The sequence below is a fragment of the Microtetraspora sp. NBRC 13810 genome, assembly GCF_030268685.1.
In the GTDB taxonomy this organism is placed as follows: domain Bacteria; phylum Actinomycetota; class Actinomycetes; order Streptosporangiales; family Streptosporangiaceae; genus BSRQ01.
Window position 1 is genome coordinate 21030 of record NZ_BSRQ01000019.1, and the last position, 15839, is coordinate 36868.

Below are 15839 nucleotides of genomic sequence, written 5' to 3' on the forward strand. Positions count from 1 at the left end.
TCACCGGATGTGTTGCTCAACCTGGGGACGACCCTAATAAGCGCACAAAGCACTGTCAGTCGTGCCAGCACCCGACAGCCGGGTCGTGGTGGCACGCCTTGACAGTGCTGAGAGGTCGGAAGCCTTCTGACACGGCCTTCGGAAGTGGCTACCCCCGCTGCTCGGCGAGCGTGCCGGCCGTTTCGCACGGCTCGCCGCGGCGGGACAGGAAACGGGTCACGGTGAAAGTGATCAGCAGGATGACAGCGGAAATGGCATAGCCGATGAGGTGCCCGTTGGCGCGCAACGTGTTTCCGACGAGCGCGCCGATCGCGGCGTAGGACGTGGACCAGACGACCGCCGCGAGGCACTCCCAGGCGAGGAACCGCCGGTACGGCATGCGCAGCGTGCCCGCCAGCACCGGCACCAGCGCGTGCATGAGCGGGATGAAGCGGGAACCCGCCAGCGCCCAGCCGCCGCCCCGGCCGAGCACCAGCCGCTCGGCCCGGCGCCAGTTGCGCTCCCCCAGCCTGCGACCGGCCCGGCTGTGCCGTACCCGCGGCCCCCAGTGGTAGCCGAGCAGGTAGCCGCCCGTCTGCCCGATCAGCGCCCCCGCGACCGCGACCAGCACCAGCGGCGGGAACTCGGCCACGGATGTCACGCTCGCCCCCGCGAGGAGCACGACGCCGTCACCGGGGACGAGGAGCCCGAGGAAGAGCGAGGTCTCGACGACCAGGAACACGCTGACCACCAGCGCGACGGTGACGCCCTGCTGTGTCGCCAGCCAGTCGAGGACCCCGGCGATCACTGCCATGGCGAATCACCGCCCCCCTCCGTCGCCCCGCTGCCGCCCCTGCCGTGCGCTCCTGACACCCTCCCCCACATCCGGTCGCCTGTCTGTACGGTTGGCACCCGTATCCCCAGGGGGACAACCCTCCCGCGAACCCACCCGCCAGCGGGATCGCGCGCTCCTTCCGCTGATCACAGCCGGGCCGGTTGCCTGCCCTTCGGGCGCGGCGGGTCCTGGCGGGCGAGGAGAAGGTCGAGTTTGGCCTGCACCGCCGCGAGTTCCTCCTTCACGACGCCGAGTTCGGCCTGGGTCTGCAGCTCGGACGGCGACGCCTCCGCGTCGTTCATGGCGTTGACCACCACCGCGATGAACAGGTTCAGCGCCACGAAGGTGGACATGAGGATGTAGGTGATGAAGAAGACCCACGCCCACGGCTTGTGCTCCATGACCTCCTTGGCCAGGTTCCCCCAGTCGTCACCGGTCATGATCTGGAACAGCGTGAACAGCGAGTACGGCAGCTCGCCGAACCGTTCGGGCACGATGTCGCCGAACAGCCTGGTGGCGATCACCGCCGCGATGTAGATCATCAGGACGAGCAGGCCGATGATGGAGGCCATTCCGGGGACGGCGGCGAGCAGGGCGCCGACCACGCGGCGCATGCTCGGCACCGCCGACACCAGCCGGAGCGCGCGCAGGATGCGCAGGGCGCGCAGCACCGACGTGGGACCGGAGGCCGGGATGAGCGCGATCACCACGATCACGGTGTCGAACCAGTTCCACGGATCGGCGAAGAAGGACCGGCGGTAGGCGTACAGCCGGGCGGCGATCTCCACGGTGAAGACGACCAGCGCGATCCGGTCGACCGCGTACAGCAGCCCGCCGATCTGTTCCACCAGGTAGGAGCTGGTCTCACATCCGATCGTGACGGCGTTGATGACGATGACCAGGATGATCGCCCGCTGGACGAACCGGGTCTCCAGGACATGACGAACGCGCTCTTGCCGCGACAACGTCGGCTCCTTGACGAGGGATGAGATGCACGATTGTGGATCATCATGTCGGGCGGAACCCGGGCGCGTGGCACCTACGGGAGAGACACCGATCACAACTTGCGGGGCGGACGTCGCCCCGGGAGCCCGCGTCGCCGATCCTCACCCCTGGGCGGCGGGCCGGACGAAGCGCCGGCCCGCACCGCCCGGTCGCTCGTCACCCGCCGCGAGGACCGGACCGGCGTGCTTCCGGACCACCGCGGCGGCGTCCCGGCGCAGACCGGGGCCGTGCGCGGCGCGGTCGGCCGCGAGCTGCTCGGCGACGCTCCGCAGGACGGCGCGGAAGTCCGGGTCCTGGGACAGCTCGGCGAGTTCCACCCACGCCTCGACCTGTTCGAGGCCGGGCCAACTCGCCGATCGAGTAGACCGCGTCGCCTTCCATGCCCCCACCCTCACATCTCCCCCTGGAGGAGACTCAAGCCCGCCGTCCCACCGTAAAACCATTTGCCGTCTGGGGGACGATGTCCAACATGAGCCGACCCGTCATATCCAACATGCGGACCGACCTCGTGGAGGTTCCCGCCGTCATCGCGGCGATCGCCGGGGGCGACGACGTCACACCGGTGTGGGTCAACGAGCTCGGCGGCCTGACCTTCCGCCTGGAGGACGGGCACGGCGGCAGCCGGTACGCCAAGTGGGTCGCCGCCGGCACCCCGGAGATCGACCTGCCCGCCGAGGCGGAGCGGCTGAGCTGGGCGCAACGCTGGGCGACCGTCCCGCGGGTCGTCGAGCACGGCACGGACGCCGAGGGCGCGTGGCTGGTCGCCGAGGCGGTCCCGGGCCGCTCGGCGGTGGACCCCTCGCTGGCCGTCGATCCGGCGACCGTTGCGGCGAGCATCGGCCGGGGGCTGCGCGGGCTGCACGACGCCCTGCCCGTGGACGAGTGCCCGTTCGACTGGAGCGTCGAACGGCGGCTCGTCCGCGCCGACGAGCGCATCGCCGAGGGCGAGGGACCGGCCGACCGGTTCCCCGAGCACCAGCACCTCGACACGGCGCAGGCCAGGGCGCTCATCGGCGCCCCGCCGCCGATCGACCGCCTCGTCGTCTGCCACGGCGACGCGTGCGTGCCCAACACGCTGCTGCACGACGACGGCGGGTTCGCCGCGCACGTGGACCTGGGCTCGCTCGGGGTGGCCGACCGGTGGGCCGACCTCGCGGTCGCCGCGTGGAGCCTGGACCTGGACTTCGGCCCGGGATACGACGGCTTCCTGTACGAGGGGTACGGCGTCGCCCCCGACCCCGAGCGGCTCGCCTACTACCGGCTGCTCTGGGACATGGCCTGACCTTCTCGGTTCAGCCGGGCGCGCTGCCCGTTCCGCACCGCGTCGAACCCCCTGCGCATCGCCCGGTCGGCGAGGACGCTCAGCTCGCCGGTGACCTTGCCGAGCCGCGGCCCGTCGAGGATGAACCGCAGCGCGCCGCCGGGACGGCCGCCCTGGCGACGTTGGTGACGTTCGCCCAGTGCAGGCCGTGGTCGCGCAGGACGTCGCTGCGCCCCGGCCTGTGAGCGGACCTTCGCGCACGGCACGTGCAACTACTTCGGCTATGGCTGCCGATCCTCCCCTCACGGAGAACATGACCGCCGCCCGCCCACCCCCGGGGGCGGCTCCGCCTCCGCCTTCCCGGCCGGGGAGACGTCCTCCGCAGGAATGAACGCCGGGCCGTGCGGCGCTTAACCCTGGTGTTCGCGCACAGCTAGCAGGGAGGCGGCGGAATGCGGAAGACGTCGGTGTTCGCCCGGCGAGGCGACCAGGAGGCGGCGTTCGCCGCGGTCGTGACCGGGGAGGCCCGATGAGCGGGCACGTGCTGGACAACCCCACGCGGTCGTCGCTGGCCGGGCCGCACGCGCACCTCGCGGAGCGCCGCGGCGGCGTGCTGCGCTACCCGGTGGACGTCTCGCCGTTCCACGCGCTGCCGGACCGGCCCGGCCGGGCCGACTGGGACGACCTCGCCGCGCTCGCCGGACCCGGCGCCCTGGTCACCGTGGCAGGCTTCGACACCGAGCCGCCCGACGGGTGGGAGGTGGAGATGCGGCTGCCCGGCGTCCAGATGGTGGACGACGGCGTCGCCGCCGCGCCCGACGGGGAAGCGGTCCCGCTGGGTCCCGGGGACGTGCCGGAGATGCTCGACCTCGTCGCCAGGACCCAGCCGGGCCCCTTCCTGCCGCGTACCGTCGAGATGGGCGCCTACCTGGGCATCCGCCGTGACGGCAGGCTGGTGGCGATGGCCGGCGAACGCATGCGCCCACCCGGCTGGACGGAGATCAGCGCCGTCTGCACCGACCCGGCCTTCCGCGGCCAGGGCCTGGCGGCCCGCCTGGTGCGCGCCGTCGCCGCCGGCGTCCGCGCCCGCGGCGACGTCCCGCTGCTGCACGCCGCGGCGTCCAACGTCAACGCGATCCGGCTCTACGAGTCCCTCGGCTTCCGGCTCCGCCGCCGGCTCGTCTTCGGAGCCGTACGGGTGCCGGCCGGCGTCCCGGTCCTCGCCCAGGCCGGCCACGACGGGGAGGAGAGCGCCGAGTCCTGACCCCGGTCCCGGACCGTCGCCGGTCTCCACCCCGCGGTCCGCGCCGCCCGGCCCTCTCCCATCGACGCCCCGCGCACCGGCGGCCGGCCCGGCCTGGCATCCTCCGGCCACCGGATGATCTTGACCCTGCCCGGATCTCCTTCGCATCATGGGGATGACGCTCGATTCAGGCCGTGACGTTCCCGGCGCGAATGATCTGCGATGCCGTCTCCATCACGAATCCGCGACAGGGGAGAAGTCTTGCTCGAAGTTCGCAGAATCACGGCCCTGCTGGCGTGCGCCGGCGTGTTGGCCCTGCTCCCGGCGGCCCCGGCGGTCGCCGCCCCGCAGCCAGCGGCGGCGTCAGCGTGGACGCCGCCACCGGGATACGTCCTCGAAGGCACGTATCTCGGCCCCACCTGGTGTGACGAGGTGGGCAGCGCGGGGGTCGAAGACGGCCGGTGGGCCGACTACGTGTGCAACGACGTGCTGATCCGCCTGACCGATCTGTACATGCTCTACGGGCAGCTTTACGTCCGGCGGTGAAATGCCCGGCGCCCGCCCCGTGGGCGGGCGCCGGTCCGCGGTCCGGCGTCAGCCGGCGTGGCGGCGGTGGTAGGCCGCGGCGGCCAGCGCGACGCCGGCGGCGGCCAGGACCACCTGGATGATCAGCTCGATCCAGTCGATGCCCCGGGTCTCGGCCACCCCCAGCCCGGCGGCGATGCCGGTGCCGATGAACGCGGCGATGATGCCGATGACGACGGTCAGCCAGATCGGGATGTGCTGCCGGCCCGGGAGGACCAGGCGGCCGAGCGCTCCGATGACGATGCCGATGATCAGTGCGGAGAAGATGCCGGTGACTTCCATGACTCACGCTCCCGTGAGACGGCCCCCGGCTCGTCTCGGCCGCGGGCGGTAAGTCTCACTCATACCCGTCAACGCTCGCTCTACCTGTGGCGTTCCCCGCCGATGGGTTCCGGGGGCCAGGAACCTTACCGCACGCGAATGTGAGAGTTCTGTGATCTATGGTGCGGTTCTTGCCTAAAATCCGGAAGGAACGGGGAGAGGAAAGGCGATGACGGAGAGCGCACCCACGGGCATTGACCCGACCATCCCGAGCGTCGCCCGGATGTACGACTACTACCTCGGCGGCAAGGACAACTTCGCCTCCGACCGGGCCGCCGCCGAGGAGTTCATGAAGGTCGTGCCCACCATCCGGGAGATCGCCAGGGAGAACCGGCGGTTCCTGATCCGGGCGGTCCGCACCCTGACCGACCTCGGCATCCGGCAGTTCGTGGACATCGGGACCGGGTTGCCGACCCAGCGGAACGTGCACGAGGTCGCGCACGAGACCGCTCCCGACGCGAAGATCGTCTACATGGACAACGACCCGATCGTGCTCATCCACGCCCGCGCGCTGCTCGCGGACAACCCCGAGACGATCGTGGTGGACGCCGACCTGCGGCAGCCGAAGGCGCTCATGGAGCATCCCGAGCTGCGCGCGCACATCGACTTCGACCGGCCGGTGGCGCTGCTGATGTTCGCCATCGTGCACTTCGTCCCGGACGACGCCGAGGCCGCGGACATCGTCGCCCGGCTGCGCGAGCCACTGCGTCCCGGCAGCTATCTCGCCATGTCGCACGGCTACGCGGGGAGCATGACCCGCGAGCAGATCCACGCCGGTCAGGCCGCCTACCGCATGACGGCCAGCGGCACGCTGATCCCGCGTGACGTCGAGCAGTTCACCGGCTACTTCGACGGGCTGCGGCTGCTGTCGCCGGGCATCGTCCCCGCGCCGGCCTGGCGGCCCGACATCGTCTTCGGCGACGAGCCCGACTTCTCCCGGCCCGGCCTGCTCGCCGCCGTGGGCGAGGTCGTCTGACCCGCGGCGGGCAGCGGATCGCCGAGGTTCACAGGCGGGCCGTCAGGGCGGCGACGACGGCGGACGCGGGGCCGGTCGGGGCGTGGCGGTGGCCGGTGCCGGCCCACAGGTGGAGCCGGTCGGCGTCGCCGGCCGCCGCGGCGGCGGCGCGTAGCTCGCGGGTCAGGTGGTGCACGGCCGGGTAGCCGTGCGGCGCGCCCGCGTCGTGCCGGTCCACGAAGCCGTTGCGCAGGCTGCGCGCGGGACGGCCGGTGAAGGCGCGGGTGACCACCGTCTCGGTGAAGGCGGGATCGACGAGGGCGTCCCGGTGCGTACGGCCGGCCCCGCTCTCGTCGGTGCGCAGCAGCAGCGTGCCCACCATGACGGCGCTCGCCCCGGCGGCGACCAGGTCGCGCACGTCGCCGGGGCCCGCCACCCCGCCGCCCGCGATGACCGGCAGCCCGGTCTCCAGCACGATCCTGCGGACCAGGCCGGGCAGCGGGACCGCCGGCGCCGGCCGGTCGGGCGTGTGCGTGGCGCTGTGCCCGCCGGCCGCGCCGCCCTGCACCACGAAGCCGTCGGCCCCCAGGTCGCGGGCCGCCGCCGCCTCGGCCTCGCCGGTCACCGTGACCAGCACCCGGGACCCGGCCCGGCGCAGCGCGGCGACCGCCGCCGCGCCCGGCAGGCCGAAGGTGAAGCTGACGACCGGCACCGGCGTCTCCAGGAGCTGGTCGATCTTGTCCTGCCAGTGGTCGTCGTCGGTGACGAGCGGGGCGCCGGCGAGGTCCAGCCCGTAGGGCCGCCCCTCGTCGGCCAGCTCCCGCGCGTACCTGCGGAACTCCTCCTCATCGACCGGCACGTGGTTCGGCACGAAGACGTTCACCCCGAACTCCACCCCGGCCCCCCGCAGCCCCTCCATCTCCGACCGCAGCGCCTCGGGGGTCTTCATCCCCGCGGGCAGAAACCCGAACCCGCCCGCCGAGGTCACCGCCGACACCAGGGCCGGCGTGGTCGCGCCCGCCATCGGCGCGGCGATCAGCGGAATGTCCCTGTCCAGCAGCCGGTCCCACACGCTCGCCATGGTTCTCTCCTTCCACGCGTCCCAAGTCGCACTCTGTCAGCCGAGGCGGACGAGATCACCGGCGGGCCGGAAGGCTTCCCGGCAGCGCACGACGAGCTCCCGCAGGGCGGGGCCCGGGGAGGCGGCCCAGACGAGGGCGAGCACGGCGGACGTCTCGACGTCGTCGATGACGAGGGCGCGCAGCCGGTCGGCGTACCTCTCGGCCATGGACTCGCTGAGGATCGCGACGCCGAGGCCGCGCAGGGCGAGGTCCGCCGCCGCGTCCGCGGCGCTGGCCTGCAACGCGATGGCCGGCCGTACGGCGAGGGCCGCGCAGGCCCGGTCGAGGACGGTGCGGACCCCGGTGCCCTCCGGCATGCACACGAGCGGATGGGCGGCGACCTCGGCCAGGGTCGTGACCGGCGACTCCAGCAGGGGATGGCCCTCCGGCACGACCGCGACCAGCCGCTCGGTGATGATCGGCAGCGCGCCCAGGCCGGCGGGCGGCCCGTCGGCGGCGCCGATGAGGGCGAGGTCGAGGGCGCCGGCGCGGACCCCTTCGACGAGCCGGTCGGAGTTGCCCTCGACCAGGGACAGCTCGATGCCGGGGTGGGCCCGGTGGAAGGCGGAGAGGGCGTCGAACAGCGGGGTGATCGTGCAGCCGATCACCATGCCCACCGTGAGCCGCCCCCGCACCAGCCCGTTCACCTCGTCCACCGCCTGCCGTACGGCGTCGGCGGCGGCGAGCGCGGCGCGAGCGTGCACGAGCGCCGCGGCTCCAGCGGTGGTCAGCGTGGCGGTGCGGCCGGAGCGGTCGATGAGCGCGGCGCCCAGCTCCCGCTCAAGCTGCCTGAGCTGGGCGCTGACCCCGGACTGGCTGATGTGCACCCGCTCGGCCGCCCGGGTGAAGTTGGCCTCCTCGGCGACGGCGACGAAGTACTCCAGCTGCCTGAGTTCCATAACCACAGATTCTAGTTACCAGCAGAACCATCTGTTGGACTTCTGAATGCCCGCCCGGAAGACTTTTCCTGTCAACCGATGAAAGGGACATCGATGTCGGACTACGAGAAGGCCATGAAGCCCGAGGACCTCACCCGGCTCTTCGTCGAGCGGTCCAACGCGGGCGACGCGGAGGGCGTCGCCGCGCTCTACGAGGAGGACGCCGTCCTGGCCTACCCGCCGGGCAGGCGGACGGTGGGCCGGGCGGCGATCCGCGCCCTGTGGGAGAAGGTGCTCGCGAACCGGCCGCACTTCGAGCCGGAGGAGCCGCTGCCCACGCTGATCAGCGGCGATCTCGCGCTCACCGCCACCCCGCCGAAGGACGGGACCGGCGCCCGCGCCCAGGTGGTGCGCCGCCAGCCGGACGGGAGCTGGCTGCGCGTCCTCGACCAGCCGGAGTTCGTCCAGCCGTGACCGGCTCGCCATCTGGACATCTGTGCACGTTTCCCCTATAGGCGATAAGGTGCGGCGCGCCATGCGGAACGGGTGGCGCCGGCCCGGCCGATGCCCACGGGTGCCGCGCTCCGGGGCCCGCCGCATCGGCCACCCGCCAACTGAAGCGCGAACGCCTCGCGGCGTGCCCCTTTCCCCGGCGTCGCCGCGACCGTAAGGACTACGCATGGACCAACCGATAAGGCCATGGCCGGCGCTCTGGGCGCTGGTCATCGGGTTCTTCATGATCCTGATCGACACGACGATCGTGTCGGTCGCCAACCCGGCCATCCTCGAAGGACTCAGGACCGACATCAACTCGGTCATCTGGGTGACGAGCGCCTACCTGCTCGCCTATGCGGTGCCGGTGCTGATCACCGGGCGGCTGGGCGACCGGTTCGGGCCGAAGAACGTCTACCTCACCGGCCTGGTGATCTTCACCGGGGCGTCGGTGTGGTGCGGGCTCTCCGGGTCGATCACCGTGCTGATCGCCGAGCGGGTGGTCCAGGGCCTGGGCGCCGCCCTGATGACACCGCAGACCATGGCCGTGATCACGCGCATCTTCCCGCCCGACAAGCGGGGCGCGGCCATGGGACTGTGGGGGTCGGTCGCCGGGGTCGCCACCCTGGTCGGCCCGATCCTCGGCGGGCTGCTCGTCGACGGGCTCGGCTGGGAGTGGATCTTCTTCATCAACCTCCCCGTCGGCATCGTCGCCTTCGTGCTCGCGGCCCGGCTCGTGCCGAGACTGGAGACGCACCCGCATCGCTTCGACGTCCTCGGTGTGCTCCTGAGCGCGGTCGGCATGTTCCTCGTCATCTTCGGCATCCAGGAGGGCGAGAAGTACGACTGGGGCACGATCACCGGGATCGTCTCGGTGCCGAGCCTGATCGTCGCCGGAATCGTGGTGCTGGTCGCGTTCGTCGTGTGGCAGAAGGTCAACAGCGGCGAGCCGCTGCTCCCCCTCGGCCTCTTCCGGGACCGCAACTTCTCACTCGCCAACGGCGCGATCACCACCGTCGGCTTCGCCGTCACCTGCATGTCCACGCCGCTGATCTTCTACTTCCAGCTCGTCCGCGGGCTGACCCCCACCCAGTCGGCGCTCATTCTGGTCCCGATGGCCGTGCTGCTCGCGGTGGGCTCGCCGCTCGTCGGCAGGCTGATCGACCGGGTGAACCCGCGCAACATCGCGGTGACCGGCCTCGTACTGCTCGCCGCCGGGCTGTGCTGGTACTCGGCCATGCTCACGCCGGACGTGAGCATCTGGCTGCTCACCCTGCCCGGCGCGCTGCTCGGCGTGGCCAGCGCCGCCATCTGGGGGCCGATCTCCACGACCGCCACGAGGAACCTCCCCCCGCAGCTCGCGGGCGCCGGCGCCGGCGTCTACAACACCACCCGGCAGATCGGCGCGGTCCTCGGCAGCGCCTCCATCGCCGCGCTCATCCAGGCCCGGCTGACCGCCGAGCTCCCGGCCTCCCCCGGGCCTGCGAACGCGTCGGAGTTCACCCTGACCGGCTCGCTCCCCGCCGCGCTGCACGCCGGATTCACCAGCGCCATGGCCGAGTCGATGCTGCTGCCCGCCGCGGTCGCCGTCCTCGGCGCGGTGGTCGTCGCCTTCTTCGCCAAGCCGGCGAAGGTGGTGAACTGGTCGCAGACGCCGGCCGCCATGGCCGGCGATCAGAAGCGCTGAACCTCCGCCTCGCGGCGGTCATATCCGTCGCGGGCTGGCTGACCCCGGCGACCTTCCTGGACAGGTCGCTGTACCGCCGCGGCCCGTCGGCCGGCGCGTTGAGCAGCAGGCTCACCCATTTGTCGCTGATCCGGTCAAGAAGCCGGCGGGCCGGGCAGGCCGCGAGGTAGGCGTCACAGGCGACACGCGCCTCCTCCCGCCGGTGCACGGCGCGGAGCGGACCACGGCGGAGCGGACCACGGCGGGGCCCGCGCCCTGGCACCCATGCCCCCTCCCCCCTTTCACGGAGGATCGCGCGGGCCTCGGCGTGTCGGTGCGGGGGCGGATGTGAAGCTATACCTAGATAGGTTGCATTCCTAACTAGGTCGCTTTACGCTTTAGATCGCACCACATGGAAGGAAGTGGACGATGATCCCCCTCGCACTCTCAGTGCTGCTGATCGCCTATCTCGCCGCCGGCTCCCCCTGGCTGGGCAAACGGTCGTACAACCGGCTCGCGCGGGAGCGTGACACGCCGCGGACGTACGAACGGCTGGTCGGGTGGTGGATGGCCGAGTTGTGGGCGCTGGCCGGGCTGGCTCTGGTGATCGTGGGGTTGTCGCCGGAGCTTGACCTCGCGCGGATCGGGCTGGTGCCCGGCGCCGACCTGCCCACCCTGGCCGGAATGCTGGTCGGGGCCGCGGTGGCCGCCGTGCTGATCGTCCTGCTGCTGCGCAGATCCCAGCGGGACGTGGCAGGCACGACCGCGTTCCAGGCGATCATGCCGCGGACCCCGGCCGAGCGCTGGTTCGCCATGGGGATGTCCGTCACGGCGGGGGTCACCGAGGAGATCGTGTACCGGGGGCTGCTCATCGGCCTGGGCGTGCACGTGTTCGGGCTGCCGCTGCCCGTCGCGGCGGGGCTGGCCCTGGCGATCTTCGTCGCGGGGCACCTCTACCAGGGCTCGAAGGGCATGGCCGTGGTGACCCTGGCGGGTCTCGGCCTGACCCTGCTCTACCTGCGCACCGGCAGCCTGGTCCTGCCCATCGTGCTGCACGTCCTGATCGACGTCCGCTCCTTCCTGTTCCTCCCCGCCAAGCGGCCCCCGGCTAAGCTGCCTGGCGACGTAGATGGCATCGCTACTGTGCGAGGATGAGTCCATGGCGGCCGACCGACGCGCGAGCTGGCTCAAAGGTGTCCTCGACCTGCTGGTGCTCGCCAGCCTGACCGAGGGCGAGAGCTACGGCTACGAGATCTCCAAGACGCTCGCGGACGCCGGGCTGGGCCAGATCAAGGGCGGCACCCTCTACCCGGTGCTCAACCGGCTGGAGGAGGCGGGCCTGCTGGCGACCGAGTTCCGGGTCACCGAGCGCGGTCCCGGCCGGCGTTACTACCGCCTGACCGACCTCGGCCGGGAGACGCTGGCCGATCAGGCGTCCCGCTGGCTCGCCTTCGACGAGTCGGTGCGGGCCGTGCTCACCAAGGGGAGGGCCGGATGAGCGACTACTTCGACACGCTCGCCAGGCTGCTGCGCGACCGGGGAGTCCCGGACCACCGGATCACCGCCACCGTCGACGACCTGACCGCCTACGCGCAGGAGAGCGGGGCCGACCCCGAGGAGGAGTTCGGCCCGGTCGCCGAGTTCGCCGCGCAGCTCGGCCCCGAGCCGGAGCCGGAGACCGGTGGCCCGGCCGAGGGCACGTGGGTGTGGACCGCCGACATCTTCGCCGACGAGCAGCGGCTCAACGAGTTCGGCGACCAGGGCTGGGAGGTGGAGAAGGTCGACCGGCTGGGCCGGTTCGTCAGCCACCGCGACCCGGAGCGGGCCCAGCGCTGGGAATACCGGCGGGAGGTCGTCCTCGCGCGCGGGCGCTCCCTGACCGAGCGACTGGCCCCCGACGGCTGGGAGCCGTGCGGCACCTGGTTCCACTACGAGTATTTCAAGCGGCCCAGGGCGGCCAGCGTGGGACCGGCGGCCGCCATCGACTCCCCGCCTCCGGCGGCGGGCCGCCAGCTGTTCTTCAGCAGACGTTTCTACCTGCTGGCCGTCCTGCTGCTGGTCGCCTGCGTGCTCGCGGTGGTCGGCGCCGCCCGGACCTCCGGAAGCGAAGCCACCGGTTTCACCGTCGGCGCGGTGGTCGGCGCGACCGCCGTCATCGTCGCCCTCTGGCTCCTCTCCCGCCGCCGCGACCACTAGCCGGCCCGCTCCGCGCCTGGCGGTGTCACCCCTCGGAGGAGGCGGGTGATGGCGGCGCGGGCGCGGGCGGGGGCCCGAGGGTCGCGGTAGAGCTGGATGGCCTGCTCGGCGGCGAGGACGACGCCGTTCAGTTCGAAGGCGAGCTGGTCCACGTCGGTGTCCGGGGGGAGCGTGCCGTTGCGCGCGGCGATGGCCAGCTCGGCCGTGACGTACTCGGACCAGCTCGTCAGCGCGGCGATCACGGCGTCGCGGACCGGACCGGGGCGGCCGTCGAACTCGCTGGCCGCCGAGGTCAGGAAGCATCCGCCGTGCCCCTCGCCCTCCATCATGAAGTCGAGCCACTCGCCGAACGCCCGCCCGAGCCGCTCGGTCCCCGGTTCCGCGCCGACGACCCGGGCGGGCACCCGCAGCCGGAACCGCTCCACGGCGGCGTCGAGCACGGCGAGCTGCAACGCCTCCTTCGTCCCGAAGTGACCGATCACGCCGGCCTTGCTCATGCCGAGGTCGGCGGCGAGCCGGCCGATGGTGAGCCCTTCGAGCCCGTCGGCGGAGGCGACCTCCAGGGCGCGGCCGATGATCCGGGTGCGGGTGGCGACCGCCTCCAGGGCGGACTTGCGCGGGCTCATGCCGACAGCTTAATCTACCGACCGTTCGCTATTAACTTACGACCGTTCGTTAGCCAAAAGGGGCACGTCATGAAGGTCCACCATCTCAACTGCGGCACCATGCGCGAACTCGATCCCGGCGAAGCCTCCGGCCTGCGTCCGGCCAGGGCGCTGAACCACTGCCTGCTCGTGGAGACCGATTCGGCCGGGCTCGTCCTGGTCGAGACCGGCTTCGGCACCGGAGACGTGGAACGCCGCGAGGAGTCGCTCGGCCGTACGTTCCTGGAGCGCACGGAGGCCGTGCTGGACGTCGGGGAGACCGCGGTGCGCCAGATCGAGCGCCTCGGGTACGCGCCCGAGGACGTACGGCACATCGTGCTCACCCACCTCGACCTCGACCACAGCGGCGGCCTGCCGGACTTCCCGCACGCCACCGTGCACCTGCACGACGCCGAGCACCGCGCGGCCATGGCCGCCACCAGCCACCACCCCGAGCACGTATTCCGCTACCGGCCGGCCCACTGGGCGCACCGGCCGCACTGGGCCACCTACACGACGCAGACGGGCAACTCCTGGTTCGGGTTCGACGCCATCGAGCTGACCGGCCTGCCGCCGGAGATCCTGCTCATCCCGCTCGCCGGCCACACCGAGGGCCACTGCGCGGTGGCCGTGCGAGACGGCGGGCGCTGGCTGCTGCACGCCGGCGACGCCTACTACTACCAGGGCCAGATCGCCCCCGAGGCCCGCTGGTCCGTGGCTCCGCTGGACACGCTGCAGGCGCTCGCCGAGATCGACCGCCCGCTGCGGATGGGCAACCAGGCCCGGCTCCGCGAACTGCTCCGCGACCACGGTGACGAGGTGGCGGTCTTCTCCGCACACGATCCGTGGGAGTTCCGGCGCCACGCGTGACCGCTCCTACGGGCGTGCGCCCCCGTCAGGCGGTGATCGGGCGGACCCGGGCGCCGGTCACCTGGTTGCAGGCGTCCAGGGCGTGGCCGTCGCACAGGTCGGCGCTCTCTCCCACGGCGTCGGTCAGCCGCCACCGCGCGGGCTCCGCGCACGGTGCGGAGTCGCGGTCGTAGGTCCAGGTGCGCCCGCAGGAGGAGTCCCCGCACCGGCACAGACCGGCGGCCGTGACCAGGGTGTTGCCGTGCTCCGGGCAGACGCCCCACGGCATCGAGCACGAACCGGGCGGGCGGACCGCGAGCCGGGGCAGGCCGGGCGGACCGGCGGGAAGCACGCCGCCGGGCGTGTGACACCAGCGCTCGGTGCGGGCGAGGGTCTCCTCGCCGGCGCCGCGGGCGTAGGCGTGGCCGGTGGCCCACACGTCGAGGTCGGCGGCGAGGCCCCGGACGGTGCGGATCAGCGCGTGAGGTCCGGCCGCCCGATCATCGGCGGCCGGGTCGAGCCCCGCCGCCGCAGCCAGCTTCGCCAGGCACCCCAGGTGCAGCAAGGCCGCCTTGGCGTGCCGGGCGAGCTGCCGGGCCGCGTCGGTCTCCGACGGCGACCGCGGATCGCTCATGAACGCGGCCACGGTCGCGAACGGGCCGGCCGGCTCGGGCTGCACTGCATGACGACAGGCTAGACCGTGGACCTCCACCGCCTGCCGGAGAACAGCTGAATTCCCCCGGCTCAAGGGCAGGCCGATTCTTCAGGCCGGCCGGTCACTCTCGGCCTCTCTCGGCCTCAGAAGTTGGTGACGAATTCCCCGTCCCAGAGGCCACCGTCGCAGTACAGGTAACTGTCCCCGTACACGGTGTTGGCCAGGCCAACGTATCCGCCACCGTACATGCACTCGTAGGAGTCCACGAACGCGTCCACGAATGCGTCGGCATGCGTGGCGGCGGCCGTCAGGCCCATCCCCAGCATCGCGAAGGCCGCAACGGCGGACGCCACACCAAGACGCCGTCGAACGGTCATGACACAACCTCTTTTCTGCGGTGATCAACCTGTGTGCACCGCGTAACCGGGTGACGCCTCGCGGAACGGCGACGGCCGGGCTCCGCGGGCTCTGCGCCGTGGTTGCGGGCCCACAACCACGATCAGCCCTCAAAGTAACGACAAGCGGTCACGATGTCACGCTCCGCACACGCGCCGACCGGCGAGTTTCGCCACCCCGCCGCCGGACCCCTTTCACCGGCCCCTCCGTCCGGCCGGGTGAGCCGTATTCCGGCGAACCCTTGGCGAAATCGTGGGCGGCGGCACGGGATACGGAAGGGTGACGTCAATTACCCTTTGCGTTCGTCAAGACACCCGCTGTTACGCTGAACGGTACGCCGGAACTGGAGGCTGGAATGAGAGCGTCGGTGCGGACCGCCCTGGTGGCCGTGGTGGGATGGGGGGCTCTGCTCTGCTGGTCCGGCCCGGCCTCCGCCGACCCGCCCAGGGAGGACTCCCAGCTCGCCGCGCTCGTCGGCGCCGATCTCGGCACGGTGCTCAGGACGCTTCCGGCCGTTTTCTGCGGCAACCGCCTGATCAATTACCGGTCACCGGTGACCGACTCGCCCACCAAATGCGTCAACGGCCCGGAGAACAGTGGAAACTCCTCGAACAGCGGGAATTTCCACAACAGCGGCGCCCCGATCAACAGCGGCAACTTCTCGAACGTCAACGGCTCCACGCACAGCAACAACTCCGCCAACGCCGACAACATGGCCAACGGACCGCAGCACTACACCGTGGACAGGTGAGCGGGAA

At 72.0% G+C, this 15839-nt stretch carries 21 protein-coding genes; 11 read left to right on the forward strand and 10 right to left on the reverse strand.

The annotated features are described in order from the left end of the window. Positions 1-148: 148 nt before the first annotated feature. The 3 genes from QSK26_RS30555 to QSK26_RS30565 form a co-directional block, all read right to left on the reverse strand. The gene (locus QSK26_RS30555) at positions 149-793 is read right to left on the reverse strand and encodes a DedA family protein (RefSeq protein WP_285778754.1); all 645 of its coding nucleotides are present in this window, start codon (positions 791-793) and stop codon (positions 149-151) included. Positions 794-960: 167 nt separating this feature from the next. Continuing rightward, positions 961-1779, reverse strand: a complete 819-nt coding sequence (locus QSK26_RS30560) for an ion transporter (RefSeq protein ID WP_285778755.1) — start codon at positions 1777-1779, stop codon at positions 961-963. 141 nt (positions 1780-1920) lie between these two features. Beyond that, positions 1921-2208: a hypothetical protein gene (locus QSK26_RS30565; RefSeq protein WP_285778756.1), complete on the reverse strand. Its 288-nt coding sequence runs from the start codon at positions 2206-2208 to the stop codon at positions 1921-1923. A gap of 80 nt (positions 2209-2288) precedes the next feature. Between QSK26_RS30565 and QSK26_RS30570 the strand changes: the two genes are divergently transcribed. Next, positions 2289-3101: an aminoglycoside 3'-phosphotransferase gene (locus QSK26_RS30570; RefSeq protein WP_285778757.1), complete on the forward strand. Its 813-nt coding sequence runs from the start codon at positions 2289-2291 to the stop codon at positions 3099-3101. Here QSK26_RS30570 and QSK26_RS30575 read toward each other — a convergent pair. Then, positions 3074-3346, reverse strand: coding sequence for a hypothetical protein (locus tag QSK26_RS30575; protein WP_285778758.1), 273 nt, complete (start codon positions 3344-3346; stop codon positions 3074-3076). The two genes, QSK26_RS30570 and QSK26_RS30575, sit on opposite strands and share 28 nt — an antisense overlap. 263 nt (positions 3347-3609) lie before the next feature. Between QSK26_RS30575 and QSK26_RS30580 the strand changes: the two genes are divergently transcribed. Both QSK26_RS30580 and QSK26_RS30585 read left to right on the forward strand, forming a co-directional pair. After that, positions 3610-4344, forward strand: a complete 735-nt coding sequence (locus tag QSK26_RS30580; protein ID WP_285778759.1) for a GNAT family N-acetyltransferase — start codon at positions 3610-3612, stop codon at positions 4342-4344. 240 nt (positions 4345-4584) lie between these two features. Next, entirely contained in the window at positions 4585-4869 is a 285-nt protein-coding gene (locus tag QSK26_RS30585; RefSeq protein WP_285778760.1) for a hypothetical protein, read from the forward strand. Between the two features lie 48 nt (positions 4870-4917). Here the strand turns inward: QSK26_RS30585 and QSK26_RS30590 are convergent, their stop codons facing one another. Then, the gene (locus QSK26_RS30590) at positions 4918-5190 is read right to left on the reverse strand and encodes a GlsB/YeaQ/YmgE family stress response membrane protein (protein WP_285778761.1); all 273 of its coding nucleotides are present in this window, start codon (positions 5188-5190) and stop codon (positions 4918-4920) included. 208 nt (positions 5191-5398) lie between these two features. Between QSK26_RS30590 and QSK26_RS30595 the strand changes: the two genes are divergently transcribed. After that, entirely contained in the window at positions 5399-6205 is an 807-nt protein-coding gene (locus QSK26_RS30595; protein ID WP_285778762.1) for an SAM-dependent methyltransferase, read from the forward strand. A gap of 28 nt (positions 6206-6233) precedes the next feature. Here QSK26_RS30595 and QSK26_RS30600 read toward each other — a convergent pair whose 3' ends face one another. Next, positions 6234-7265 (reverse strand): NAD(P)H-dependent flavin oxidoreductase, encoded by a 1032-nt coding sequence (locus QSK26_RS30600; RefSeq protein ID WP_285778763.1) that lies wholly within the window; start codon positions 7263-7265, stop codon positions 6234-6236. Positions 7266-7301: 36 nt separating this feature from the next. Further along, complete coding sequence (locus QSK26_RS30605) at positions 7302-8204, reverse strand: LysR family transcriptional regulator (RefSeq protein WP_285778764.1); 903 nt, start codon at positions 8202-8204, stop codon at positions 7302-7304. Between the two features lie 93 nt (positions 8205-8297). On the opposite strand from QSK26_RS30605, the gene QSK26_RS30610 reads away from it, so the two are divergent. The 5 genes from QSK26_RS30610 (at position 8298) to QSK26_RS30630 (ending at position 12537) form a co-directional block, all read left to right on the forward strand. Beyond that, entirely contained in the window at positions 8298-8657 is a 360-nt protein-coding gene (locus QSK26_RS30610) for a YybH family protein (RefSeq protein WP_285778765.1), read from the forward strand. Between the two features lie 205 nt (positions 8658-8862). Next, on the forward strand, positions 8863-10362 hold the full coding sequence (locus QSK26_RS30615) for a DHA2 family efflux MFS transporter permease subunit (RefSeq protein ID WP_285778766.1): 1500 nt from the start codon (positions 8863-8865) through the stop codon (positions 10360-10362). Positions 10363-10770: 408 nt separating this feature from the next. Further along, a complete protein-coding gene (locus QSK26_RS30620; protein WP_285778767.1) occupies positions 10771-11496 on the forward strand; it encodes a CPBP family intramembrane glutamic endopeptidase in 726 nt (241 codons plus the stop codon). A gap of 4 nt (positions 11497-11500) precedes the next feature. After that, entirely contained in the window at positions 11501-11839 is a 339-nt protein-coding gene (locus tag QSK26_RS30625) for a PadR family transcriptional regulator (RefSeq protein ID WP_285778768.1), read from the forward strand. After that, entirely contained in the window at positions 11836-12537 is a 702-nt protein-coding gene (locus tag QSK26_RS30630) for a hypothetical protein (protein WP_285778769.1), read from the forward strand. Before QSK26_RS30625 ends, QSK26_RS30630 begins: the two co-directional genes overlap by 4 nt. Here QSK26_RS30630 and QSK26_RS30635 read toward each other — a convergent pair. Beyond that, the gene (locus tag QSK26_RS30635) at positions 12534-13163 is read right to left on the reverse strand and encodes a TetR/AcrR family transcriptional regulator (protein ID WP_285778770.1); all 630 of its coding nucleotides are present in this window, start codon (positions 13161-13163) and stop codon (positions 12534-12536) included. The genes QSK26_RS30630 and QSK26_RS30635 overlap by 4 nt on opposite strands. 69 nt (positions 13164-13232) lie before the next feature. Here QSK26_RS30635 and QSK26_RS30640 point away from each other — a divergent pair, with 69 nt between their 5' ends. After that, the gene (locus tag QSK26_RS30640; RefSeq protein ID WP_285778771.1) at positions 13233-14051 is read left to right on the forward strand and encodes an MBL fold metallo-hydrolase; all 819 of its coding nucleotides are present in this window, start codon (positions 13233-13235) and stop codon (positions 14049-14051) included. A 25-nt stretch (positions 14052-14076) separates the two neighbouring features. Here the strand turns inward: QSK26_RS30640 and QSK26_RS30645 are convergent, their stop codons facing one another. Together QSK26_RS30645 and QSK26_RS30650 are read right to left on the reverse strand one after the other, a co-directional pair. Then, entirely contained in the window at positions 14077-14709 is a 633-nt protein-coding gene (locus QSK26_RS30645; RefSeq protein WP_285778772.1) for a hypothetical protein, read from the reverse strand. Positions 14710-14828: 119 nt separating this feature from the next. Next, positions 14829-15038, reverse strand: coding sequence for a hypothetical protein (locus QSK26_RS30650; protein WP_285778773.1), 210 nt, complete (start codon positions 15036-15038; stop codon positions 14829-14831). Between the two features lie 398 nt (positions 15039-15436). Here QSK26_RS30650 and QSK26_RS30655 point away from each other — a divergent pair, with 398 nt between their 5' ends. After that, positions 15437-15832, forward strand: a complete 396-nt coding sequence (locus QSK26_RS30655) for a hypothetical protein (protein ID WP_285778774.1) — start codon at positions 15437-15439, stop codon at positions 15830-15832. Positions 15833-15839 lie beyond the last annotated feature (7 nt).

Bases quoted from the DNA above. Each gene is read 5' to 3' on its own strand.
- QSK26_RS30590 (WP_285778761.1), bottom strand. From the start codon at position 5,190: ATGGAAGTCACCGGCATCTTCTCCGCACTGATCATCGGCATCGTCATC.
- QSK26_RS30625 (WP_285778768.1), top strand. From the start codon at position 11,501: ATGGCGGCCGACCGACGCGCGAGCTGGCTCAAAGGTGTCCTCGACCTG.
- QSK26_RS30595 (WP_285778762.1), top strand. From the start codon at position 5,399: ATGACGGAGAGCGCACCCACGGGCATTGACCCGACCATCCCGAGCGTC.
- QSK26_RS30570 (WP_285778757.1), top strand. From the start codon at position 2,289: ATGAGCCGACCCGTCATATCCAACATGCGGACCGACCTCGTGGAGGTT.
- QSK26_RS30610 (WP_285778765.1), top strand. From the start codon at position 8,298: ATGTCGGACTACGAGAAGGCCATGAAGCCCGAGGACCTCACCCGGCTC.
- QSK26_RS30555 (WP_285778754.1), bottom strand. From the start codon at position 793: ATGGCAGTGATCGCCGGGGTCCTCGACTGGCTGGCGACACAGCAGGGC.
- QSK26_RS30615 (WP_285778766.1), top strand. From the start codon at position 8,863: ATGGACCAACCGATAAGGCCATGGCCGGCGCTCTGGGCGCTGGTCATC.
- QSK26_RS30605 (WP_285778764.1), bottom strand. From the start codon at position 8,204: ATGGAACTCAGGCAGCTGGAGTACTTCGTCGCCGTCGCCGAGGAGGCC.
- QSK26_RS30655 (WP_285778774.1), top strand. From the start codon at position 15,437: ATGAGAGCGTCGGTGCGGACCGCCCTGGTGGCCGTGGTGGGATGGGGG.
- QSK26_RS30580 (WP_285778759.1), top strand. From the start codon at position 3,610: ATGAGCGGGCACGTGCTGGACAACCCCACGCGGTCGTCGCTGGCCGGG.
- QSK26_RS30640 (WP_285778771.1), top strand. From the start codon at position 13,233: ATGAAGGTCCACCATCTCAACTGCGGCACCATGCGCGAACTCGATCCC.
- QSK26_RS30630 (WP_285778769.1), top strand. From the start codon at position 11,836: ATGAGCGACTACTTCGACACGCTCGCCAGGCTGCTGCGCGACCGGGGA.
- QSK26_RS30635 (WP_285778770.1), bottom strand. From the start codon at position 13,163: ATGAGCCCGCGCAAGTCCGCCCTGGAGGCGGTCGCCACCCGCACCCGG.
- QSK26_RS30620 (WP_285778767.1), top strand. From the start codon at position 10,771: ATGATCCCCCTCGCACTCTCAGTGCTGCTGATCGCCTATCTCGCCGCC.
- QSK26_RS30600 (WP_285778763.1), bottom strand. From the start codon at position 7,265: ATGGCGAGCGTGTGGGACCGGCTGCTGGACAGGGACATTCCGCTGATC.